Source organism: Natronosalvus caseinilyticus, assembly GCF_017357105.1.
In the GTDB taxonomy this organism is placed as follows: Archaea; Halobacteriota; Halobacteria; order Halobacteriales; family Natrialbaceae; genus Natronosalvus; species Natronosalvus caseinilyticus.
Genome location: NZ_CP071596.1, coordinates 2,983,861 through 3,004,973, shown reverse-complemented (window position 1 = coordinate 3,004,973; position 21,113 = coordinate 2,983,861). Strand labels below are relative to the sequence as shown.

The following is a 21,113-nucleotide window of genomic DNA, read 5'->3' as shown; positions in this document are numbered from 1 at the left end:
AGTGCGGACACGAATGGAACTACACCGGATCGAAGCCTCGAGGGGCGTACACGAACTGCGCGAACGCGGACTGCCGATACAAAACTCAAATCCCGGAGGATGAATGATTGTGACGCCACGATCGTTCGTGTGTCCGTCGCCGGATTGTTCGCACTCCACTGGCGGCGCTGCCGAGCTGGCTGAGCACGTCAACACCGAACATCCGGGCGAATTCCGACGCAAGGACTGGCCGGCGACTGAAGCGGGCCAGGCGTCGCGGGCCCGCAATCGAGCCGTCGACGAGGAATAGCTTCTCAAGAGAGTATCTGGCCGTACCACTCTTCAGTGGGTTGTGGGAACGCTATTCCCCAGGACCACCACACCGCCTCGCTGGCGGGTGCGCTACTCAACTGTAGCCACTCCCGGGAAGTAGCACGTTGGAGGATGCGACTCTGATATTTAATGTCTCGTACGCCCAGATCAGAAATTCAGACTTATAGTCAGAAATAAGGCCTTGTCAGATCATTACGTTCTATACATCTTCACTCAATAATTACACCGTCTTACCGAAGTTCCATTCCATCGACAGCCTCGACGAACTCGCCAGCGCTCATGTCCTCGATCGCGTCGACGCCGTGTTTGACGGCTATCGGGTAGTAGTGCTTGTTCTTCTTCGGCTTCCAGTCCAACTCTCGCCCGCACTCGTAGACCAGCCGGTCGTACTCGTTATCGAACGTCGAGTCGATCTCGTCGGGGAGATACATGTAACGGCCTGTCCAATCCTCTTTGACGTTCACACCACCCTTGGAACCCCCATCATTGTTGGAACTCTCGGACGGATCGGCTCCTTGTGCCTCTTTGGAGTCTTCGGACTCTTGTACGTCTTTGGAAGGTTTGGAACGTTGGGAACTACCAGAAGATTCGGACAGTTCGTCCTCATCGGATGGTTCGCCGCTTTCGAAGCGTTTGGCGAGCCGATCCGTCACATCCCGACCTCGCTCGTTTCGGTCGCTCATTCGTCCTCACCTCGAGCAACCGCTTCGAAGTGCGCGGCGATCTGGTCGAGCTCGTCTTCCATGTCACACTCCTCATCGAAACCGAAGATCGACCGGCCGTTGTTCCAGGCGCGTTTGATGGCCGCCCGGTTCCGGATCTCGAAGACGGGGATGTACTCGCCGAACTGGTCCTCGAACCACTCGAGCATCCCGCGTTGCTCGCCGTCGAGCGGGTAGTCGACGTTCGAGACGACGAGCGCCTGCTCGTTGATCGAGGCCTCCGAGAAGTTCGCCTCGAGAGAATCGACTTGCTTGAACAGCAAATCCAGCGCTCGGATACTCGTGTCCTCGGCTTCGGCCGGGATGAGTAGGTTCCCGCATGCGAGAAGTGCGTTGTCGGTCAACAGCCCGAGCGAGGGCGGACAGTCGACCACGATAAAGTCGTAGTCGGTGACGTCCTCGAGGAGCATCTGGAGACGTTTGCGCCCCTGCATCATCGAGACGAGCTCTTGCTCGAGGTTGAACATATCAATGTTCGCCGGGAGGACGTCGAACTCCTCGTGCGCGTGGACGAGATCGGCGACGTCGTGCTCACTCGGATCTTTGAACGCGTTGTACTGCTTCACTCCCTCGTCGGTGTAGAGGTCGTCGAAGCCAGTCCCGCTCGTCAGGTAGCCCTGCGGGTCCAGGTCGATCAACAGCACGTCGTTCCCACGGTTCGCGAGCGCGCCGGCCGTGTTCAAGGCGATCGTGCTCTTCCCGACGCCGCCTTTCTGGTTCGATACAACCAATCGGTAGGGTTCGGACAGTTTGGAACTCATAACGTCTTAGGACTCACAACTATTCCGAACGTTCCTAACTCTCTTAATACTTCGGCAGACGTCCGGGCTGTAGAACGAAGATCGAGAGGGAGAATTCTGAAAAACCGAGTAAAATATTTAAATCTACCCGCTTTTCCCCGGGTAGTGTTTTAAATAATCCAACACCAGTAAGTATAATACGGTATGCGTGTTGTATCGTTTCATATCTATAAACCAGACACTCGATGCAGATGAAGTGTACCGCCGAATGCCGACAATCAATCTCATCGACGATGGCGACGTTCGCCACATCGTCGGCGAGCTCACCGCCGACGCACCTGATTACTTCTGGGAGGTTCCGGCCAGCACCTCTGGGTTCCACCACCCAGCCTGTCGCAACGAGCGCGGCCTCTGGGCGCACACGTTGATGCTCTCGACGGTGATCGACCGCCTCGCCGATAGCTACACCGGACAGGGCCGTCTCACCGAGTACGATATCGATCTCGCTCACGCGGCGGCGATCCTTCACGACCAACGCAAAAACGGCGACCCGCTGAACCCGTCGCCGAAATCGACGTCGGATCACGACCTCCAGATGGCAGAGGTCGTTCTCGAATCCGACCTCGATGACGCGGTGGCCGACGCGATCGCCTCCCACATGGGCGCGTGGTATGATGGCCCCTATCCGTCGAACGACCTGGAGGACCTCGTCCACACCGCCGACATGGTGGCGTCGACGGCGTCGATCACGCCAAAGGTCCAGGGACCGATTCCGGAGGAACTCGAGCACTGTGGGCTCGAGGCGACCGACCTTCGATAGCCCTAGAGTTTCAATACCTCTGACGTTCACGAACAGTTATGGGTGAGATTAGGCAGAAAACAATCGTGGTATTAGGTGCTTTCGGGGCCGCAGCTTGGATCCTCGAAGCAAGTGGTTATCGTGAATATCTCGGCGCGTCCTGGGGTGATACGCTATCAATGGTTCCGGCGGAAATTGCTCTCGTCTTAGGAATCATGGTCGGCGCGGCTCTTCTGTTCGACATCTAATCCGACCCATTTTATCCGACCACGCGGCCAACACCGGCGATGCACCCACAGGACGACCTGCTCATCGTCGAGGCGCTCATCGAATACGCTCGCGAACGTGAACTTCACGACCCCGACCGACGCGATCGGGCGCTGGCACTCGCCGAGGACGTCGCTGGCGAGCACGGGCTGGGGCTCGAGGACGCGCTGTGGCAGATCGAGTAACGCTAAACTGTAAAATAGGCATAGGGTTTAATATCCGTGGAGGTATCAGAGGGGTCAAACAATGGTAGGAAAAACAGCAAAGGGCGTATTGGCCGTGTCGACGCCGCTCGTTGCCACGATGTAGCTTCGAGGGGTGGCTCCGCCTGGGAGGACGACGAGCACGGCGACCGCCGCGATGGCCGCGGAGATACCGGGGAGGTAGCCGACGATGGCACCGGACAGTGCGCCGGCGATAGCCGTCACCAGAAGGAGCGGTCGGGACATCCGGAGCATCGTTCCTCCCTGTGGCGGGACGCCGCCGCCCCGAACGGCGTCGATCAACACCGGCGCGCCGAAGAGGCCGGCGAACAGCGGCGCGAGCATCCCGCCGGCCTCGAGCGGCGCGTCCGGCGACAGGTCGAGCGTCGCCCAGCCGAGTGTCGCCGCGAGCGAAAACGAGAAGAGACCAGCGAACCGGCGTCGCCACGAGGATTCCGAGAGCACGAGGGCGAGAACGATGACCGCGAGCAAGACCGAGAGATTAGCTCGAAGCTGGGGGTAGACGGCCGTGACGGCGACGGTCACGGGAATCGCGAGTGGAATCGCCACGAGGACGGCCAGCAGGCTCCCGACCGCCGAGAGCCGAATCGCCTCGAAGCCCCGGCCCTCGAGTACCAGCTGGTGACCCGGCAGCGCCGTGACGGCCATCTCGGCGTCGGGGACTCCGAGCGCCATCGCCGGGACGGCGTTCAGGAAGGTGTGGACGACGCCCGCCGAGAGCATCGCACAGCCGACGAACAACGTCGGCCCCGGAATGGAGGGGGCGACGCCTGCGAGCAGGAGCGCGAAGTTATTCGCGTGCAGCCCGGGAATGAGGCCGCTGACCGAGCCGAGGGCGGCACCGCCGAGAATCCAGCACAGGAGGGCGACCGTGAACCGCGGGTCCACGGTCACCTCGAGGAACGCCTGTGCCATTGGTCGCGTTTGGGCGCGTTTCGGTACTTAAACTCGAGGAGTGTACAATGGTTGCTCGAGTGAGAGCGGTCGATAGTCAAAATAGGTGAAAACTGAACATAGGTGCGATTGCCAATCTGACTAACGTTACTAAATAGGCGACCAACCCCGTAGTAACGCAAGTACCTCACCAGCGGCTATAGCTCGACTGTGACTGCGGTTGCGACTCTCATTACGTGTGCGCGTCGCGCCAAAAAAATCGATGTGACTGTAAAACGTCGAAACCCGACTTAGCCGAAGAGTTCGCCGAGACCCTCGCCGCTGGCCTCCTCTTCCTCGTCATCGTCGTCGTCCGTCGTGTCCGGCACGTCGCTGGTCTCTTCGGCTTCCTCCTCGCCACCCTCCTCAGCGCCAGCAGCAGCCGCACCGCCGGCTGCAGCGCCGGCAGCGGGAACCGCGGCGGCCTCGGAGACGGCCTCGTCGATGTCGACGTCCTCGAGCGCGGCGACGAGCGCCTTGACGCGGGACTCCTCGACTTCGACGCCGGCGGCCTCGAGCACGCCGGTCAGGTTGTCTTCGTTGATCTCTTCGTCGGTCTCGTTCAGGATGAGTGCTGCGTAAACGTATTCCATTGGTCTAATCCTCGTAGTGTGTCTGTGTTTGTATCTGTGTTATCCGAACATTGCGCCGAGTCCTTCTGCGCCGTCATCGTCGTCGTCATCGTCCTCGTCTTCGTCGGCGGCCTCGGACTCGTCGCCGTTCTGGTCGTCGCTCGATTCTTCCTCAGACCCTGCCGCACCCGCGTCCGCAGCGGGGACCTCGACGCCCTGGAGTTCCTCCGGGAGCGCCTCCTCGTCGTCGATCTGGGCCGCAATCGCGCGCAGTTGCGCGTCGGCCTTGCGGACGAGGTCGGGCATGAGGTCGTCGTTCTCGATCGCCGCGTGCAGGCCGAGGCTCTTCGCCTCGCCCGTCGCCTTCGCGATGATCGTCGGCACGGTCTGGGCCGTCGGGTAGCCCGCGTTGATCGAGAGATTGCGTGCGAAGGCCGCGGCCGTCTGCACGTCGCTCTCGTAGGCCTCGACGTCGATGTCGAGGTCCTCGGGATCGAACAGCACGCCCTCGGAGAAGACGGCGCGCAGGTCGAGACCCACTTCCTTGGGCTCGATGCCGAGTTCGTTGAGGACGTTCGCGAGATCAGCCGAGACCTCCTCGCCGGTCTCGAGGACGGTCGAGTCCTCCATGACCTGGATCGAACCGTCTTCGATCCGGGCGTTGGCACCGATCTGCTGTAGATCGCCCACGAACGGACCGGGGTCGACCCCCGTATCACCCTCGGGGATGACGATGTCGTTTGGGGCCACCTCGCCAGCGTTGATCGGGGCGGGCGTCTTCGAGGCCTCGAGTTCCTTGTACAGGGCGAACGGGTTCGCGTTCGTCGCGACGAGGCCGACCTGTCCGTCGACGTGTTCGACGAGATCGTCGAGTCCGCCGGACTCGAGCGCGCGTCGTTGCAACGTGTTGCGACTGACGCGGACCACGGCGGTGCCGTGGAGGCCGCGACGCATGTCCTGCAGCTGCTTCGAGGGAATCCCGGTGATGCCGATGACGCCGACGCTCTCGTAGTCCTCGATGAGGGTCTCGAGTTCGTCGACCTCCTCGCGCTTCCACTCGGGAAGGTTCTCGGTCTTGCGTTCGGCTTCCGCCTGTGCTTCGGCGCTCATCTCAGGCCACCTCCACGGACGGCCCCATCGTCGTCTTCACGTAGACGGAATCGATGTTCTGGGGGCCCTTCTCGAGGTCGGCGTGCAGGCGTCGGAGGATGACGTCGATGTTGTCGGCGATCTCCTCGGCGCCCATATCCTCGGCACCCACGCGCGTGTGGAACGTGCGTCGGTCCCGTGAGCGAACTTGCACGGTGTTCTTCAGCCGGTTGACCGTCTCGACGACGTCGTCGTCGGGCGAGAGTGGGTCCGGCATCTTCCCTCGCGGGCCCAGGATCGTCCCTAGATGCCGCGCGATGTCCTGCATCATCGCCTCCTCGGCGATGAAGAAGTCGGTTTCGTCCGCCAGATCTTTGGCGTCGTCGTCGTCCAGATCGGCCACGTCACTCCCCGAAAGGACCTGGTCCGCGACCTCCTCGGCGCGGACGGCGGTCTCGCCTTCGGCGATGACCACGATTTGGGTCTCCTGGCCGGTTCCAGACGGCAACACGACGGACTCGTCGACGCGATTCGACGGTTCGTTGAGGTCTAGATCGCGCAGATTGATCGCGAGGTCGACCGTCTCGGTGAAGTTCCGATCGGGCGCGTCCTCGAGTGCGCGAGTGACTGCTGTTTCGATATCCGAATTTGCCATCGTTCACCTCCGTAGTACGCAGGGTATGCTCCTACGGGTCAGTGAAACAGGCCATGCCTGTCTCGCTTTGAGAAAGTGTCATGGCGAACTTAAACCCGTCGAACTCCGCGCCTCGAGGAGCGAGGAGTTTCGTGGCCTCGAATTAATCCAGTTGGACGCCACTCGAGCGTGCGGTTCACCCGGCTGAATTATCCAGATTGACCAATTAGAAATTGTGAATGTGCAACTGACCGAAATATACATTATCGTGGCAAGTGTAGGACGTGACAATGGGGCCGATAGATTTATACGCTATCGTTGGGGGCGTCGGGAGAGGGGGCGAGGGCGGGTCCGTTCGCGTCTACGAACAGGCGGTCGCGGCGTTCACCGAGCTGTCGCCGCTCGAGCAAGCCGCGATACAGGCCGTCGCGATCGTCCTGATCGGCGGGGTTGCTCTCGGAATCCTCCGGTATTCGGGACGGAAAACGCTCGAGGTTTCCAGACGGAGCCCGGTCATCTCCCTATGTATCGGGGTGCCAGGCGCGCTCGTCCTCGGCGGCCTGTTCTACACTGGCATCCTGCTTTCGTCCTCGTCGGTCGGAATTTTCTTCGCGATTCCACTCGTCGCCATCGGCGTGATCGTACTTCCGGTGAGTGCGGCGCTTGGCTACGTCGCTATCGGCGCGACGATTTCGACGCGGGTCGGCCTGTCTCGGACCCCCGCCTGGGTCATCGCTGGCGGCCTCCTCGGGGGAGTCGCCATGCTCGTTCCGGTCTTCGGGATCGCACTCGTCACGATAGCCACCGCGCTGGGAGTCGGTGCCGGTACTCGAGTGCTCGTCGGGAACGGTGGCGTTCGCCAGCCAGAAGAGCGGGTCGTACCACCAGCGAACAAGGTGTAAGGACTCGAGCGATTGCCGTATCAGACTTTGTTAGTGATGTGACGAAACGAGAACGATCGCGGCTACTACTCGAACCACCGAACGTTTGAGAAGTGGGTGACAGCTCGAAACTCGAGTCGTCACTCGACGAGAACGTCGTCGTACTCGCCGTCGTCGACTTTCGCTTTGAACTCTCGAGCATCGACGCCTTCGATGGTGACCCCCATCGAGGCGCAGGTACCGACGACCTCTTTGGCCGCGTTCTTCGTGTCGTAGGCGAGCAGGTCGGGCTTTTTCTGCTCGGCAATCGTCTTGACCTGATCGATCGAGAGGTCGGCGACGAAGTCCTTCTGGGGCTCGCCACTTCCCGTGTCGAATCCGGCCTCGTCCTTGACGAGAGCGGCCGTCGGTGGGACACCGACGTCGATCGAGTAGCTGCCGTCGTCTTCGTACTCGATGGTAACCGGCACTTCGGTGCCGTCGAAGGCTTCGGTCTGTTCGTTGATGTCGTTGACGACCGCCTGTACGTCGACGGGCGTCGGTCCGAGCTCGGGACCGAGCGGCGGGCCAGGATTGGCCTGGCCACCCGGGACGAGCGCTTCGATGGTTCCAGCCATACCCGAATGAATCCTCGCTCGAGTTTTAAGGGTTGCCATTCGGTCCAGTCCGGCTCGATAAACGTGTGAGAGGGTGACGTAGCGAGTTAGACGAGATGAGTAATCCTCGATGAGACTGTACTGAGTCAGCTCGAGGGGAGCCACTCGAAGGTTATCCGTGGCCCACCCACCCCACTGTGTCGAGTGTTTCCCTGCGTCGGCGGGGAACGGTCAGAATAGGAGAAGACGTCCAAAATATTCGGGCATCTGGGTGACCTACCCACCGTGTCGAGTGTTTAATCGGGCGACCGTCCGTCTCGAATCACATTCAATCGAACGAGGGTGAATATCCGTTGGCTTGAGGACAGGAAGTCTGCAGGTACACCCCCACCCCACTGTGTCGAGTGTTCTGCGAACGCTAGTGGAGGTTCGAAAAAGAGGTACTCGAGGGACTGCCAGGGAGCATCTCAAGAGTCGACGGAAGACGACGACTCGACGACTGGGATCAAGAGAGATCGACGGCGAGTAAACGGATCAATTGAGATTTACGGCGGCTCGAGTTTGCGATCTAATCAACTCGAACGGACGAGTAGCTCACAATCAGGTAGCTATCGTTCAGGCGGTTGTCGATCATAGTACTTCCCGCAGCCATCATACCCCCGCAGTCATCGTATTCCCCATAGTCACCGCATACCTGCAGTCACCGTAATCCACGTAGTTTCGCCCCACGAACCGCCTCGAGTGAGATGTCGACGTCCTCGAGTTCGTCGACGACGTCGAGGGCCAACTCGAGGGTCACGTCGAGGTCGTACTCGTAGTACTGCCCACCAGACCGACCGTGGTTGCGAGCGTACCGCTTCAAAATTCCCTGCATGGCCAGATCGGAGAGGTGGTCGTGCATCCGCCGGCGAACGAGTGGCTTCGTCCCGAACCGTTCGGCGATCGCCGAGTACTCGGGGTAGATTTCGCGAACGCGGGCGGGCGTTTCGTCGCCGATCGCGATGCTGAGCACCGCCGCCAGCGCCAGGTGACCGTGACGGGTCAACTCCATCATGCCCTGACGGATCTGTCCGCGCTCGAGCGCCTGCTGGGCGTCACGCACGTGCGATTCTCTAATGGTCGTCTCGTCCGCCGCACGCGTGATGTCCCCTGCCTTGTAGAGCAGATCCAGTGCCTGTCTCGCACTGCCGGTGTCCTGGGCAGCGAGTGCCGCACACAGCGAGAGTACGTTCGTCTCGTAGGCGGTTTCGTACAGGGCGTTCTCCGCTCGCTGCTCGAGAATCGAGCGCAACTCGCCGGCGGTGTAGGGTGGAAAGTGAACCTCCTCCTCACAGAGAGTGTCCTTGACCTTCGGGGAGAGACTGTCGTGAAAACTCAGGTCGTTACTGATGCCGATGATGCCGGGTTTGACCGACGAAAGATAGCCGTTCGCTCGAGCACGTGGGAGTTCGTAGAGGATGCCGTCGTCGTCGCCGATGTGGTCGATCTCGTCGAGGACGATCAGGACGGTACCGCCGATGCTCTCGAGTTCAGTGTAGAGCATGTCGAAGACCGTCTGTCGTGGGTAGCCAGTCGTACTGATCTGTTGGCTCGGCGGTCGCAGTTCGTTGACGAGATTCGCGGCGACCTGGTAGGAAGAAGAGAGGTTGTTACAGTTGAGCCAGACGACGGTCAGTGCGACGTCGTCGTAAGCGTCGACGTCACGCTCGAGGTGAGAGAGAAGATAGCGGGTGACGGCCGTCTTTCCGACGCCGGCCTTGCCGTAGAGAAAGAGGTTCCGTGGCTGTGCTCCGTTGATGACGGGCTGGAGGGAAGCCATGTACGTGTCGATCTCTTCGTCTCGTTCCTGGATCGACTCCGGTTGATAGTCCTCCCGTAGCACGTCCTCGTCGGAGAAGATCGACGTGTCCCGATCGAACAGCGGCATTAGTTGGACTGCTCGCTGCAAGATATATAAAACCACCGTGTCGAGTGCGTCGAGTGTTCAACGGAGCGTCCCCAATCGTCCCTACCGCCCCTCGATGAGATGGACACCCCACCGTGTCGAGTGTTCCGGACCGTTCCAGGAGCTCGAGTTGATCACCTTTCCGGATCAACCTATGGCACGTTGCGAGCGATCGTACCGAGATGCCAGATAGGCTGTCTCGATAGCCGAGTTCACCCCTCGAGTTTCCCACCGCATGCGTAGCCGGGAAACCCCTCTTCCAGTGACGTACGCTCGATTCCGATCTCTCATCTGCATTGACGGTCCCAATGAGCCATCCGAGTGAATCGCTCGTTACGTTCCGTTAATGGGAGTTTGCGTTCGACGATGACTATCTTTTCGATATTGCGATGCCGACGTTATTTTCTTCGTTGGTGATGTTACTATCACCTCCCCTGCCAGGAGCCTCACTGTCGAGGTACCGTCCTCTTTCTCGAGGTACCGTCCTTTTTTAGACCACTCCCCCAAAGATGCCTTGAGTTTACCCACCCTGGCCTCCTTCATCGGAGACGCCTCCGATTTGCTCGCCTCGCAGACATCACCACCCCCTGACCCGAAACACTCGACAAAGTGGGGTCTCTCACCCTACCACCCCTCAGACGACGGCCGGCCTCACTCCAAAAAACACTCGACACTGTGGGGTGGGACACCTCACAAAATGCCGACCGACCGTTCCGACCTCGAATTGGCCGTCCTCTTGCTTTAAGTCATCTGGACGAACATCTTCGCTCGTATTCCCAGCGGCTAATAACTGGCGTGACCCGCTATACTACGGGAGTTCATACGTTCGGGTGTACATGACCGATCACATCGGAGCCCCTGGAATTGGTATCTCGCGGCGGGAATATCTGGCTGCAACCGGCGGAACCGGTGCTGCCGTTCTCGCCGGCTGTCAGTCACCGATGAACCTGAGTTCCAAAGCAACTGCCCAATCAGACCTCCCGACGACGAGCCCACCGTCGGTCGTCCAGGTCGACGAGCAGGGCGGGGAAGTCACGCTTCGAAGCGTCACCTCCCGACACCCCGTGCACCCGCTCGAGTCGATGGGCGGTCCAATCGAGTTCCCACAGGTCTGGGCGTTCCAGGCCGACGACAGGGAACCCAGCGTTCCGGGGCCGATCCTGCGAACGACCGAGGGCAACGACATGGAAGTGACGCTCGACAACACGGACGGGAGTCACCCGCACACGCTTCACTTTCACGGCTCACACAAGACATGGGAGAACGACGGCGTGCCGACGACGACGGGTATTCGCGTCGACCCGGGCGAGAAACACACCTACACGATTCCGGCGAACGTTCCGGGGACGCACCTCTACCACTGTCACTACCAAACGAACCGGCACATCGACATGGGGATGTACGGCATCTTCCGCGTCGACCCGAAGGGGTACGAACCAGCCGACAAGGAGTACTTCATGACGGTCAAAGACTGGGACTCGCGCGTCCCCAGGCAGATGAACGGCGAGGACGTCGACTACAGCCCTCGCCAGCGTAACCCCGACGTGTTCACGATCAACGGAAAGAGCCTCCCCCGGACGCTCCATCCCGAAGACGGTTCACCGATGATCGTCGATTCGGGCGACACGGTCAGACTCCACTTCGTCAATGCGGGGTACATGTCTCACCCGCTGCACACGCACAACCACCGTTTCCGTCTGGTCGAGAAGGACGGCGGCCAGATCCCCGAAGCGGCGCAGTACGAGCGCGACATCACCAACGTCGCGCCCGCGGAGCGCCACACGATCGAGTTCGAGGCGAACGCCGATCCCGGCATCTATCTGATGCACTGTCACAAGGTCGACCACGCGATGAACAGGAACTTCTACCCAGGCGGCATGGTCAGTGCGATCGTCTACCGAGACGTCATGGACACCGACATCTTCAGCGACCTCATGGGGTACGCCGGCTACGAGGGCTGAGCAAGCTGCGCCCACTCTCGGACGCGCTCTCCTGTCTCTCTTTTTTGTCTCTCCCTCCTTACCTTTCCTCTTCTACCTTCTTCTCCTCATCTTGTATCGGCCTCTCCTCGAGTTCGACTCTCGTCTGAGTCTCGCTCTCCGCATCCCGTTCGATCACCGACCTCGCTCGAGACTGTTTCTCGAAGAAAAGGATCACTACCTCGACGAAGCCTCGATTACCCGCCGTAACAGTCGCTTCACGTTATTCCGGTGTCAGGAGTTGTTCTCGAAGGGACATGAAACCACACGACAACGGACGGGCACCTGACAACGAACAGGCGTCCGACACCGCACGGACGACACTCGACGGGGAATTACGCGACGGAACGAGTCGACGAACGTGGCCGTCACGACGAACCTTTCTCCGGGCGACCGCTACGGCGGGCGCCGTAGCCGGCCTCAGCGGACTCACTGTCGCCCAGGAAGAAACGACGTTCGAACTCGGCGGCGTCACCTCCGGCTGGGAGGGGCGGTCGCCATCCGATATCGAAGGGGAGACGAATCCGACGCTGACGCTCGAGGCCGGCCAGACGTATTCGATAACCTGGGAGAACGTCGACGGCCTTCCACACGACATCATTATTCTCGACGCGGACGGGAACGACATCGTCGGGACGGAAATAATGAGCGAGCAGGGCGAAACCCAAACCCTCGAGTTCGAGGCGACCGAGGAGATGGCGGAGTACTACTGCTCAGTCCATCCGGGATCGATGCGCGGCGACATCCAGATCGGCGAACCAGCCGACGGTGCCGACGGCGACGAGACTGAGGAGGACGTGAGCGACGTCATCGGCGAGGGCCCCACGATCGGCCTCGAGCGCGTCGCCGGTGGGTTCGTCTCGCCGGTCGGGTTCGAGGTGGCACCCGGGCAGCAAAATTGCTACTACGTACTCGATCAACCGGGTCAGATCTACCACGTCGATGCCAACGGTAGCGAACCGACGGAGTTCCTCGACCTCACCGACCGAATGGTCGAGGTCGGCGCCGCGACGGATGCGGGGTTCGACGAGCGCGGCCTCCTCGGCCTCGCATTCCACCCCGAGTACCAGGAGAATCGCCGGCTCTTCGTCTACTACAGCGCGCCCCTGCGTGAGGACTCGAGCGACGGTAGCGCCGAGAGCGGGGACGAAGCCGAAACCGGTGACGACTCGAGCGACGATGCGAACGAAACCGACAGTACCACAGACGAGAACGCGAGTGACGACAGCGAGGCCGACGACGAAAACGCAAGCGACGACGAGAACGGCAGCGAAGACTCGAGCGAGGAGGACGAAGCGGAAGAGTCCTACGACCACACGGCCGTCCTCGCCGAGTTCCAGGCGACGGAGGACTTCGCGTCGGTCGACCTCGATTCGGAGCGGATTCTCATCGAGGTGGACCAACCGCAGTTCAACCACAACGGCGGCCCCGTCGTATTCGGGCCGGACGGCTACCTGTACTGGGCACTGGGCGACGGCGGCGGAGCGGACGACATCGGCTTCGGCCACCTGGAAGACTGGTACGACGAGAACGAGGGCGGCAACGCCCAGAACACGACCGAGACCCTGCTCGGCGGGATTCACCGGATCGACGTCGACAGCGAAGGCGAGGACGACAAACCCTACGCCATCCCGGACGACAACCCGTTCGTCGACAGCGAGGATGGCTTCGACGAGTACTTCGCCTGGGGGCTTCGCAACCCGTGGCGTGTCTCGTTCGACGGCGAGGGTCGTCTCTTCGTCGCAGACGTCGGGCAGAACCTGTACGAAGAGGTCAACATCGTCGAGAACGGCGGCAACTACGGCTGGAACGTCAAGGAGGGCATCGAGTGCTTCTCGACGGCCGATCCGAACGCTCCGCCCTCGGAGTGCCCGTCGCAAACTCCCGATGACGTTCGCGGCGGCGAACCGCTGCTCGATCCCGTCATCCACTACCCACACCAGGTCGGCGAGGAGACCATCGGCATCTCGATTACCGGCGGCTACGTCTACGAGGGCGAGGCGGCACCGGCGCTCGAGGGCCACTACGTCTTCGGCGACTGGAGCGACGCGTTCGAACGACCGTCGGGGGCGCTCTTCGCGTCGCCGCTCGAGGAGTACGAGCCGATGGCCGATCGAAGCGAGGAGGACCTGTGGGACATCATCCGGCTTTCGGTTGCCAACGCGCCCGAGAATGCGATCAACCGATTCGTCCTCTCGTTCGGTCGGGACCACGACGGCGAACTGTACGTCCTGACGACGGCACGGTACACCGACGGCGAAACGGGCGAAGTGTACCGTATCGTCTCGGAGGAAGATGGCGAGGAGATCGAACCGCACGAAGATTCGGTCGCACAGGAGACGGGTGAGGAAGAAGGCGACGAAGAAGACGGTGAAGGAGACGAAAGCGAGACGGACGACGATGAAAGCGATGCGGGTGACGATACGGAGCAGGACGAAGGAACGGACGACGGGAACGAGACCGCCGACGGAAACGAGACCGCCGACGGAAACGAGACCGAATCAAACGGGGGTGACGAGAACGATACCGCGTGATCGTGATGGTTGCGTAACTTCGTCTCGGTAGGCGACGCAACTCGACTTTCGCCTCGGAAACGAAACGCAACTTCGCCTCGAGGCCAGAGACAAAACGCTGCACCAGTAACGGCGACGAACCTCCCTCGTGTTAGGGCGACCAGGCTCGAGACGGTTCGTGAGCCCAGCATACTGATCTGGGAATTCTCGACCTGTACCACAGTCTATTGTGCGGCAGTTGAGCGCCTGTCCATCAATTCCACCACGTCTGAAGAGGCAAGCCTGGGTATTACACAGCGATTTCCCGTGAGGTAGGATATGCCGAATACCTTCTCGATCGACGCAGACTGGAACGCACTCTACATAGACGGCGAATGGACGGAATCAGACGGCGACGAAGAAATCTCTGTCGATGATCCCTCGAGTCGCGAGGAAATCGCCCGCGTCCCTGCGGGGACGGAAGCCGACGTCGACGCAGCGTTCGAGGCCGCGGCATCGGCACAGGCCGAGTGGCGAGAGGCCCCACCCATCGAGCGCGAGCGCGTCGCCCTCGAGGTGGCGAACCTGCTTCAGGAGTACGAAGACGAAATCGTGGACCTCCTGGCCCACGAGGCGGGCGGCTCTCGGATCATGGGCGAAACGTCGGTCCAGATCGCCGCGGACCAGGCGATGGAGGCCGCGACGCTCCCCCGCCGCATGAAGGGCGAGCAGGCCGACTCGAACGTGCCGGGCAAGGAAAACCTCGTCAGGCGAGAACCGCAGGGCGTCGTCACGGTCATCTCGCCGTGGAACTTCCCCCTCAATCTCTCGGGGCGGGCCGTCGCGCCCGCCATCGCGACCGGCAACGCCGTCGTGCTCAAACCCGCGTCGAACACGCCGATCACGGGCGGGCTCCTGATCGCGAAACTGTACGAAGAGGCGGGCTTGCCGGATGGCCTCCTGAACGTCGTCACCGGGAGCGGTTCAGAGATTGGCGATCCGGTGGTCGCTCACCCCGAGAGCGACGTCGTCGCGTTCACCGGTTCGACCCCGGTCGGCCGCGGCGTCGCGACGACCGGCGGCGAGAACCTCTCCGTGATCGCGCTCGAGTTGGGCGGAAACAACGGACACATCGTGACTGCCGACGCCGACCTCGAGGCGGCCGTCGATTCGGCGGTCTTCGGGACCTTCGTCCACCAGGGACAGGTCTGTATCTCCATCAACCGCCACATCGTGCACGAGGACGTCTACGACGAGTACGTCGATCGGCTCACCGACCGCGCTGAATCTCTCCCGGTCGGCAGCGCTCACGACCCCGATACGGTGGTCGGCCCGGTCATCGACGAATCCCAGCGCGACGAGATGCTGGGCTACGTCGAGGAGACGGTCGAGGCCGGGGCGACGCTCGAGACGGGCGGCGAGACGGTACCGATGGATAGCGGTGGCGATGGAGGACCTGACGAGCGCGAAAACGGACCCAGCGACTCCCTGCTCGTCGCCCCAACTGTACTCTCCGGCGTCACGAACGACATGGCCGCCGCGTGCAACGAACACTTCGGCCCCATCGCGCCGGTGATCAGCGTCTCGAGCGTCGACGAGGCGATCGAGGTCCACAACGACACCGAGTACGGCCTCTCGGGATCGGTCCACGCCGGCGACGTCGGAACGGGAATGCAAATCGCCGAGCGGATGGAGACGGGAATGGTCCACGTCAACGACCAGCCGGTCAACGACGAGGCTCACGTTCCGTTCAGCGGCACGAAGGCGTCCGGTGTCGGCGGCTACAACGGGACTGACATCATGGACGAGATGACCGAGAAGAAGTGGATCTCGCTCCAGCACGACCGTCGGGAGTATCCGTTCTAATACGTACGCGTGAGCGATCCTCCGCTCGAGTTCGGTGCGAGCGATATTTCTCGACTCCAAACGCAGTCATAGACCTCTCGAATCCATACGCAGCCACAGACTTCTCGACCTCGAACGTAGTCACAGAAAGGAGTGTCTCACTCGAGCGTGACACGACCGTCGGAGTGGACGGTGACGTCGTAGCCACGGTACTCGAAACTCACTTGCCTGAACGGTGCCGCTGGTCCCGTCTCCAGGAAGATCTGGTCGAGAGCGGACGGGTCGACGACGTCGTTGAGCGGTGGTTTACAGGCTTCTGGATCGATTCCGTCGGCCTCGGCGACGGTTTCGATGACGCGCAAACTCGGATCCGTCGCCCACGAATCGGGTGCATCGTCTGGTGCCATGCTCATGGTTAGACCAGGAGCTGGATGTCCGACTCAGCCATGTGCTGGAGCGCCGTCGCGGCCCCGACGCCGGTCGTCACGCCGTCGTAGAAGTCGTCCTCGTCGTAGTCCATCAGCTCGATGGTCATCTGGCAGGCCTGGAGGTCGACTCCACTCTCGAGGGAAAGGTCGATAAGCTCCTCGATGGTAGCCGTGCCGTTCTCGTCGATTTTCTTCTGCATCATCTTCGTCGCCATCGAGTCCATTCCGGGGAGCGCGGCCAGCGCGTTCGGCATCGGCATGTTCGGGTTACCGACGGCGCTCAGCTTGAGGTTCTGGGACTTCTCCTCGTGGAGAATGTCGAGCCCCCAGAACGTGTGGAAGACGACGACGTCCCAGCCGAAGGCGGCTGCCGTGCTCGCGAGGATCAGTGGCGGGTACGCCATGTCGAAACTGCCCTGCGTCGCGACGATCGTCATCTTCTTCTGGTCGTCGTCCAGGTCGGCGACGGTGTCCTCGAGTTCCTCGACGCGCTCGAGCAGGGCCTCCACGTCGGCGGCGTCGAACTCGCTACCGTCGATCGATGGGGTTGCGTTGTCGGTGCTCATGTTACTCGGTTTTCTTCACGTAGTGCGTGTAGAGGTCGTCCGATTCGACCTGGTCGAGGAGTTCGACGCCGTCGATTCCCTCGGCCCAGCCCCGAATGTCGCTCATGCTACCCGAGTCGGTCGCCACGACCTCGAGAACGTCGCCGTCGTCGAGGTCGTCGATGGCCTGCTTGGTCTTCACGATGGGTATTGGGCAAGACTGTCCTTTCACGTCGAGCGTCTCCGTAACGGTGTATTCTGAACTCATTGGTTATCGTGTGCTATGTATTGGATCTACCCCACAATACCATACAGGGGAATAAAAGCGTATCGATTATTGCCTCTCTCGTGAACCACCGCAATGTAGGGTGATGACTATAATTGCTCGTTCACACCACTACACGCGTTATTCAGGATATCGTCGACCAGACGGCAAAGATAGTATTGCATATATTTGGAACTACTATACAAACTCTTAAGTGGGGGCGCCAGGTACAGAGGGATGTACACCATGAGCGAAATGGACTTTCCAACGCCCGACGTTGCAGTCGATTCGATCACACCTGTGGAGTTGAAAGCCAGCATCGACGATGGAGAATCAGTCACAATCCTCGACGCCCGTATGCAGTCGGATTACGACAAGTGGCGCATCGAGGGTGACACCGTCGAGACGATCAACGTCCCGTACTTCGAATTTCTGGACGACGAAATCGACGACGACGTGCTTGCACAGATTCCGGACGACCGCGAAGTCACCGTCCTCTGTGCGAAAGGCGGCGCCAGCGAGTTCGTCGCCGGGGCGCTCGAGGAGCGCGGCTACGACGTCAACCACCTCGAGGACGGGATGAACGGGTGGGCGCGCATCTACGAGGCCCGCGAAGTCACGAACTACGACGGCGCCGGCACCCTGCTCCAGTACCAGCGTCCCTCCTCGGGCTGCCTGGGCTACCTGCTCTACGACGGCGACGACGCCGCCGTGATCGACCCGCTGCGTGCCTTCACTGACCGCTACCTCGAGGACGCCGACGACCTCGGTGTCAACCTGACGTACGCGTTCGACACGCACGTACACGCGGACCACATCTCGGGACTTCGATCGCTCGCCGAGGAGGGCGTCGTGAGCGTTCTCCCCGCGCCCGCGGCCGACCGCGGGGTCACCTACACCGACGACGTGACGCTGGCCGAGGACGGGGACGAATTTGCGGTTGGCGACGCCACGATCGAGGCAGTCTACACGCCCGGACACACCTCAGGGATGACCTCCTACCTGATCGACGACGGCCTGCTCGCGACCGGAGACGGCCTGTTCGTCGAGAGCGTTGCCCGGCCGGACCTCGAAGAGGGCGACGACGGCGCGGAAGACGCCGCGCGCACGCTGTACGAATCGTTGCAAGAGCGAGTGCTGACCCTGCCCGAGGACACGCTCGTCGGCGGGGCTCACTTCAGCGACGCGGCCGTCCCCGCCGAGGACGGGACGTACACGGCGCCGATCGGCGACCTCGTCGACCGCATGGACGCCCTCACGATGGACGAAGACGAGTTCGTCGATCTGATCCTCGCGGACATGCCGCCCCGTCCGGCCAACTACGAGGACATCATCGCGACGAACCTGGGACAGCAGACCGCCGAGAACGACGAGGCGTTCGAACTCGAGCTCGGCCCGAACAACTGCGCCGCCAGCCAGGATTCCCTGGCTGACGACTGATCCAGATACCCGTGATCGCTGAACTCCTGTCCCTACAACTGTACCCGCAACTGCCCTTACAACTGCACCTGCCACTGCAACTGACGCCACCCGCCGACCTCTTCCCGAACGGCATTTCGCGGTACGCCGCCGGGGGCTTACTCGTCGGTCTCGGCGCGGTCGCAATCTACCTCGGGACGGGCATCGCCGCCGGTGCGAGCACGTTCCTCGAGTCGACGCTGTCGTACGTCTCGGACCAGTCCCGGTTCCAGCAGTATCGGGCGTCTCGAGACTGGCGCGTCGTCTTCACCCTCGGGATCGTTCTGGGGGCGGCGGTCTACGCCGTCGTCTGGCAGGGCGGCGCCTGGACGACCGACGTCCAGCCGTGGCGACTCCTGGTCGGCGGCGTGTTCGTCGGTATCGGCACGCGCGTCGGGAAGGGCTGTACGTCGGGTCACGGCGTTTGCGGCGTCGGCTCGGCCTCGAAGACCTCGATCGTCGGCGTCGTGACGTTCCTGGCGGTGGCGATCGTGACCGCACAGCTGGTCTCTGCACTGGGGGTGAGCCCATGAGCGCGAGTGGGCCCGAACGGCACCCGCTGTTCATGCCGTTGATTCTCGTCGGCGGCCTGATCTTCGGGTTCGGCCTCGCCTACAGTCACATGGCCCGGCCGGAAGTCGTGCTGGATTTCCTCCAGTTCGACGACTTCGGCCTGCTGTTCGTGATGTTCGGCGCGGCGATCATCTCGGGCATCGCGTTCTGGATCACGCCGCGCCTTCGCGAACGGGCGCCGCTGACCGGCGACACCTACGGCCGTCGCCTGAAGTCGTTCGACCGGAACGTCCTGATCGGCGGCGCCATCTTCGGCGTCGGCTGGGGCCTCTCCGGGATCTGTCCCGGCGCGGCCTACGCCAGCCTCGGGATCGGAAACGTCACGATCCTGTGGGCGATCGGCGGGATGTTCGCCGGCGCCTACCTCCAGGGTGTCTAGCGGAGCCAGCGCGCCTCGAGCGGGACGACACCGTCGAGCGCGGACTGATACGCGACGACCGACTCCCCTTTACCAACGACCGACGACCTACGTTCCACGACCCGCGTCCACGCTCCACGACCAACGACCCACGCATCCCTCGAGCGAAGGACCAGCTCTCGAGCCAACGACCAGATTTTCGACATACACGTCACCAACGATGGACCCCACAACGATTGCGCTCTTCAGCGTCGCGGCACTCGCCAGTCTATTTATGGCCTGGGTGATCGGCGCCGGCTCGAGCGGCGCGACACCGTTCGCCCCGGCGGTCGGCGCGAACGCCATCTCGACCATGCGGGCGGCGTTCGTGGTCGGCATCCTCGGATTCGCTGGCGCGGTTACACAGGGTGGAAGCGTCTCGGACGCCGTCGGCCGCGGCCTCGTGCAGGGAGTCACGCTCCCTCCCAGCGCCGTCATCATCGTTCTCCTGATCGGTGCCGGCCTGATGGCGATTGGCATCGTAACGGGGTATCCGATCGCGACCGCGTTCACCGTCACGGGCGCGGTGATCGGCGTCGGGTTCGCCCTCGGCGGCCAGCCCGCCCCTCGAAGTATACCGAAATCGGGGCGCTGTGGGTCCTGACCCCGTTCGTCGGCGGCGGGATCGCCTACGGAATCGCGAGTGTCCTGCCACGCGATGACGTCCCCGAACGGGTGAGCGTGCCGATCCTGGCCGCGATCGTCGGCGCCGTCGTCGCGAACCTCGAGTTCGCGTTCCTCGCATCCGCAGGCGGGACGCTGGCGGCGGCCGGCAGCCGGTTTATCCCGCTCGAGGGACTCGTCGGACCGGCGGTCGCAACTGCGCTCGTCGCGATTTCGGTGGGCCTGCTGGTTCGCTGGGACGTCAGCCGCGACCAGGCCGGAGGGCTTCGCCGGTTCCTGCTCGCGCTCGGTGGCCTCGTCGCCTTCTCTGCGGGGGCGAGTCAGGTCGGACTCGCGGTCGGGCCCCTGCTGCCACTGCTCGAACAGGAGTCGGCGATGGCCGTCTCGACCATCGCGATCCTCACCGGTGGCGGTCTCGGGATCCTCGTGGGCTCCTGGACCGGTGCGCCGCGAATGATCAAGTCGATCTCCCAGGAGTACGCCTCACTTGGCCCGCGACGTTCGATTTCGACGCTCGTTCCCTCGTTTCTGATCGCACAGACGGCCGTCCTGCTCGGCGTTCCCGTCTCGTTCAACGAGATCATCGTCAGCGCGATCATCGGTAGCGGACTGGCCGTGGGTGGGAGCGGCGGCGTCAGTCCTCGAAAACTCGGCGTGACGGTCCTCGCCTGGATCGGGTCGTTCGTCCTGGCGTTCGGCCTCGGGTAGGGAGTCGTCGTTCTGTAACATAGGTTCAACCCGTCCACCGACGTTCTCGAGCTTCTGGAACTGACGATTCGGCTGTCAAAATTGA

General features: G+C 62.0%; 20 protein-coding genes and 2 pseudogenes. 11 read left to right on the top strand and 11 right to left on the bottom strand.

All coding sequences use genetic code 11. The features are described 5' to 3' along the window. The first annotated feature begins 109 nt into the window (after positions 1–109). Entirely contained in the window at positions 110–289 is a 180-nt protein-coding gene (locus J1N60_RS14395) for a hypothetical protein (protein ID WP_312908482.1), read from the top strand. Positions 290–542: 253 nt separating this feature from the next. Here J1N60_RS14395 and J1N60_RS20780 read toward each other — a convergent pair whose 3' ends face one another. Next, a complete protein-coding gene (locus J1N60_RS20780; protein ID WP_484551597.1) occupies positions 543–995 on the bottom strand; it encodes a DUF8160 family protein in 453 nt (150 codons plus the stop codon). Next, positions 992–1,795, bottom strand: coding sequence for a ParA family protein (locus J1N60_RS14385; protein WP_312908479.1), 804 nt, complete (start codon positions 1,793–1,795; stop codon positions 992–994). The genes J1N60_RS20780 and J1N60_RS14385 overlap by 4 nt, the downstream gene beginning before the upstream one ends. Before the next feature lie 247 nt (positions 1,796–2,042). Here J1N60_RS14385 and J1N60_RS14380 point away from each other — a divergent pair, with 247 nt between their 5' ends. Together J1N60_RS14380 and J1N60_RS14375 are read left to right on the top strand one after the other, a co-directional pair. Beyond that, positions 2,043–2,594, top strand: a complete 552-nt coding sequence (locus J1N60_RS14380) for an HDIG domain-containing metalloprotein (protein WP_312908477.1) — start codon at positions 2,043–2,045, stop codon at positions 2,592–2,594. 266 nt (positions 2,595–2,860) lie between these two features. Then, entirely contained in the window at positions 2,861–3,025 is a 165-nt protein-coding gene (locus tag J1N60_RS14375; protein ID WP_312908475.1) for a hypothetical protein, read from the top strand. A 60-nt stretch (positions 3,026–3,085) separates the two neighbouring features. Here the strand turns inward: J1N60_RS14375 and J1N60_RS14370 are convergent. The 4 genes and pseudogenes from J1N60_RS14370 to J1N60_RS14355 form a co-directional block, all read right to left on the bottom strand. Beyond that, a pseudogene (locus J1N60_RS14370) lies at positions 3,086–3,979 on the bottom strand (tripartite tricarboxylate transporter permease); the annotation flags it as partial. 269 nt (positions 3,980–4,248) lie between these two features. Continuing rightward, positions 4,249–4,590, bottom strand: a complete 342-nt coding sequence (gene rpl12p, locus J1N60_RS14365; protein WP_312908473.1) for a 50S ribosomal protein P1 — start codon at positions 4,588–4,590, stop codon at positions 4,249–4,251. 39 nt (positions 4,591–4,629) lie between these two features. Further along, positions 4,630–5,679, bottom strand: a complete 1,050-nt coding sequence (locus J1N60_RS14360) for a 50S ribosomal protein L10 (RefSeq protein WP_312908471.1) — start codon at positions 5,677–5,679, stop codon at positions 4,630–4,632. Between the two features lies 1 nt (position 5,680). Then, positions 5,681–6,313, bottom strand: coding sequence for a 50S ribosomal protein L1 (locus tag J1N60_RS14355; protein ID WP_312908469.1), 633 nt, complete (start codon positions 6,311–6,313; stop codon positions 5,681–5,683). A 269-nt stretch (positions 6,314–6,582) separates the two neighbouring features. Here J1N60_RS14355 and J1N60_RS14350 point away from each other — a divergent pair, with 269 nt between their 5' ends. After that, positions 6,583–7,194, top strand: a complete 612-nt coding sequence (locus tag J1N60_RS14350) for a hypothetical protein (RefSeq protein WP_312908468.1) — start codon at positions 6,583–6,585, stop codon at positions 7,192–7,194. A 119-nt stretch (positions 7,195–7,313) separates the two neighbouring features. On the opposite strand, the gene J1N60_RS14345 is transcribed toward J1N60_RS14350, so the two are convergent. Beyond that, positions 7,314–7,790: a 50S ribosomal protein L11 gene (locus tag J1N60_RS14345; protein WP_312908467.1), complete on the bottom strand. Its 477-nt coding sequence runs from the start codon at positions 7,788–7,790 to the stop codon at positions 7,314–7,316. Positions 7,791–8,469: 679 nt separating this feature from the next. After that, positions 8,470–9,696, bottom strand: coding sequence for an orc1/cdc6 family replication initiation protein (locus J1N60_RS14340; RefSeq protein WP_253436010.1), 1,227 nt, complete (start codon positions 9,694–9,696; stop codon positions 8,470–8,472). 854 nt (positions 9,697–10,550) lie between these two features. Between J1N60_RS14340 and J1N60_RS14335 the strand changes: the two genes are divergently transcribed. From J1N60_RS14335 to J1N60_RS14325, 3 genes are all read left to right on the top strand, one after another. Next, positions 10,551–11,675 (top strand): multicopper oxidase domain-containing protein, encoded by a 1,125-nt coding sequence (locus J1N60_RS14335; RefSeq protein ID WP_312908464.1) that lies wholly within the window; start codon positions 10,551–10,553, stop codon positions 11,673–11,675. 275 nt (positions 11,676–11,950) lie between these two features. Then, the gene (locus tag J1N60_RS14330) at positions 11,951–14,227 is read left to right on the top strand and encodes a PQQ-dependent sugar dehydrogenase (RefSeq protein WP_312908462.1); all 2,277 of its coding nucleotides are present in this window, start codon (positions 11,951–11,953) and stop codon (positions 14,225–14,227) included. A gap of 297 nt (positions 14,228–14,524) precedes the next feature. After that, positions 14,525–16,051 carry an aldehyde dehydrogenase family protein gene (locus J1N60_RS14325; protein ID WP_312908460.1) on the top strand — a complete coding sequence of 509 codons (1,527 nt, stop codon included), beginning with the start codon at positions 14,525–14,527 and terminating at the stop codon, positions 16,049–16,051. A 137-nt stretch (positions 16,052–16,188) separates the two neighbouring features. Here the strand turns inward: J1N60_RS14325 and J1N60_RS14320 are convergent, their stop codons facing one another. The 3 genes from J1N60_RS14320 to J1N60_RS14310 are packed head-to-tail and all read right to left on the bottom strand — an operon-like array spanning position 16,189 to position 17,271. Further along, complete coding sequence (locus J1N60_RS14320; RefSeq protein WP_312908458.1) at positions 16,189–16,443, bottom strand: HalOD1 output domain-containing protein; 255 nt, start codon at positions 16,441–16,443, stop codon at positions 16,189–16,191. Positions 16,444–16,445: 2 nt separating this feature from the next. Next, on the bottom strand, positions 16,446–17,024 hold the full coding sequence (locus J1N60_RS14315) for a DsrE/DsrF/DrsH-like family protein (RefSeq protein WP_312908457.1): 579 nt from the start codon (positions 17,022–17,024) through the stop codon (positions 16,446–16,448). 1 nt (position 17,025) lies between these two features. After that, entirely contained in the window at positions 17,026–17,271 is a 246-nt protein-coding gene (locus tag J1N60_RS14310) for a sulfurtransferase TusA family protein (RefSeq protein WP_312908455.1), read from the bottom strand. Positions 17,272–17,514: 243 nt separating this feature from the next. Between J1N60_RS14310 and J1N60_RS14305 the strand changes: the two genes are divergently transcribed. From J1N60_RS14305 to J1N60_RS14290, 4 genes and pseudogenes are all read left to right on the top strand, one after another. Further along, positions 17,515–18,708, top strand: a complete 1,194-nt coding sequence (locus J1N60_RS14305; protein ID WP_312908454.1) for an MBL fold metallo-hydrolase — start codon at positions 17,515–17,517, stop codon at positions 18,706–18,708. Between the two features lie 62 nt (positions 18,709–18,770). Continuing rightward, the gene (locus J1N60_RS14300; protein ID WP_312912590.1) at positions 18,771–19,259 is read left to right on the top strand and encodes a YeeE/YedE family protein; all 489 of its coding nucleotides are present in this window, start codon (positions 18,771–18,773) and stop codon (positions 19,257–19,259) included. Then, positions 19,256–19,678 (top strand): DUF6691 family protein, encoded by a 423-nt coding sequence (locus tag J1N60_RS14295; protein ID WP_312908452.1) that lies wholly within the window; start codon positions 19,256–19,258, stop codon positions 19,676–19,678. Before J1N60_RS14300 ends, J1N60_RS14295 begins: the two co-directional genes overlap by 4 nt. A 199-nt stretch (positions 19,679–19,877) precedes the next feature. Continuing rightward, positions 19,878–21,028: pseudogene (locus J1N60_RS14290) on the top strand (anion permease). The last annotated feature ends 85 nt before the right edge of the window (positions 21,029–21,113 follow it).

Excerpts from the sequence above, each read along its gene's own strand:
- J1N60_RS20780 (WP_484551597.1), bottom strand. The coding sequence starts at position 995 with ATGAGCGACCGAAACGAGCGAGGTCGGGATGTGACGGATCGGCTCGCC.
- J1N60_RS14385 (WP_312908479.1), bottom strand. The coding sequence starts at position 1,795 with ATGAGTTCCAAACTGTCCGAACCCTACCGATTGGTTGTATCGAACCAG.
- J1N60_RS14380 (WP_312908477.1), top strand. The coding sequence starts at position 2,043 with ATGCCGACAATCAATCTCATCGACGATGGCGACGTTCGCCACATCGTC.
- J1N60_RS14375 (WP_312908475.1), top strand. The coding sequence starts at position 2,861 with ATGCACCCACAGGACGACCTGCTCATCGTCGAGGCGCTCATCGAATAC.
- rpl12p (WP_312908473.1), bottom strand. The coding sequence starts at position 4,590 with ATGGAATACGTTTACGCAGCACTCATCCTGAACGAGACCGACGAAGAG.
- J1N60_RS14360 (WP_312908471.1), bottom strand. The coding sequence starts at position 5,679 with ATGAGCGCCGAAGCACAGGCGGAAGCCGAACGCAAGACCGAGAACCTT.
- J1N60_RS14355 (WP_312908469.1), bottom strand. The coding sequence starts at position 6,313 with ATGGCAAATTCGGATATCGAAACAGCAGTCACTCGCGCACTCGAGGAC.
- J1N60_RS14350 (WP_312908468.1), top strand. The coding sequence starts at position 6,583 with ATGGGGCCGATAGATTTATACGCTATCGTTGGGGGCGTCGGGAGAGGG.
- J1N60_RS14345 (WP_312908467.1), bottom strand. The coding sequence starts at position 7,790 with ATGGCTGGAACCATCGAAGCGCTCGTCCCGGGTGGCCAGGCCAATCCT.
- J1N60_RS14340 (WP_253436010.1), bottom strand. The coding sequence starts at position 9,696 with ATGCCGCTGTTCGATCGGGACACGTCGATCTTCTCCGACGAGGACGTG.
- J1N60_RS14335 (WP_312908464.1), top strand. The coding sequence starts at position 10,551 with ATGACCGATCACATCGGAGCCCCTGGAATTGGTATCTCGCGGCGGGAA.
- J1N60_RS14330 (WP_312908462.1), top strand. The coding sequence starts at position 11,951 with ATGAAACCACACGACAACGGACGGGCACCTGACAACGAACAGGCGTCC.
- J1N60_RS14325 (WP_312908460.1), top strand. The coding sequence starts at position 14,525 with ATGCCGAATACCTTCTCGATCGACGCAGACTGGAACGCACTCTACATA.
- J1N60_RS14320 (WP_312908458.1), bottom strand. The coding sequence starts at position 16,443 with ATGAGCATGGCACCAGACGATGCACCCGATTCGTGGGCGACGGATCCG.
- J1N60_RS14315 (WP_312908457.1), bottom strand. The coding sequence starts at position 17,024 with ATGAGCACCGACAACGCAACCCCATCGATCGACGGTAGCGAGTTCGAC.
- J1N60_RS14310 (WP_312908455.1), bottom strand. The coding sequence starts at position 17,271 with ATGAGTTCAGAATACACCGTTACGGAGACGCTCGACGTGAAAGGACAG.
- J1N60_RS14305 (WP_312908454.1), top strand. The coding sequence starts at position 17,515 with ATGAGCGAAATGGACTTTCCAACGCCCGACGTTGCAGTCGATTCGATC.
- J1N60_RS14295 (WP_312908452.1), top strand. The coding sequence starts at position 19,256 with ATGAGCGCGAGTGGGCCCGAACGGCACCCGCTGTTCATGCCGTTGATT.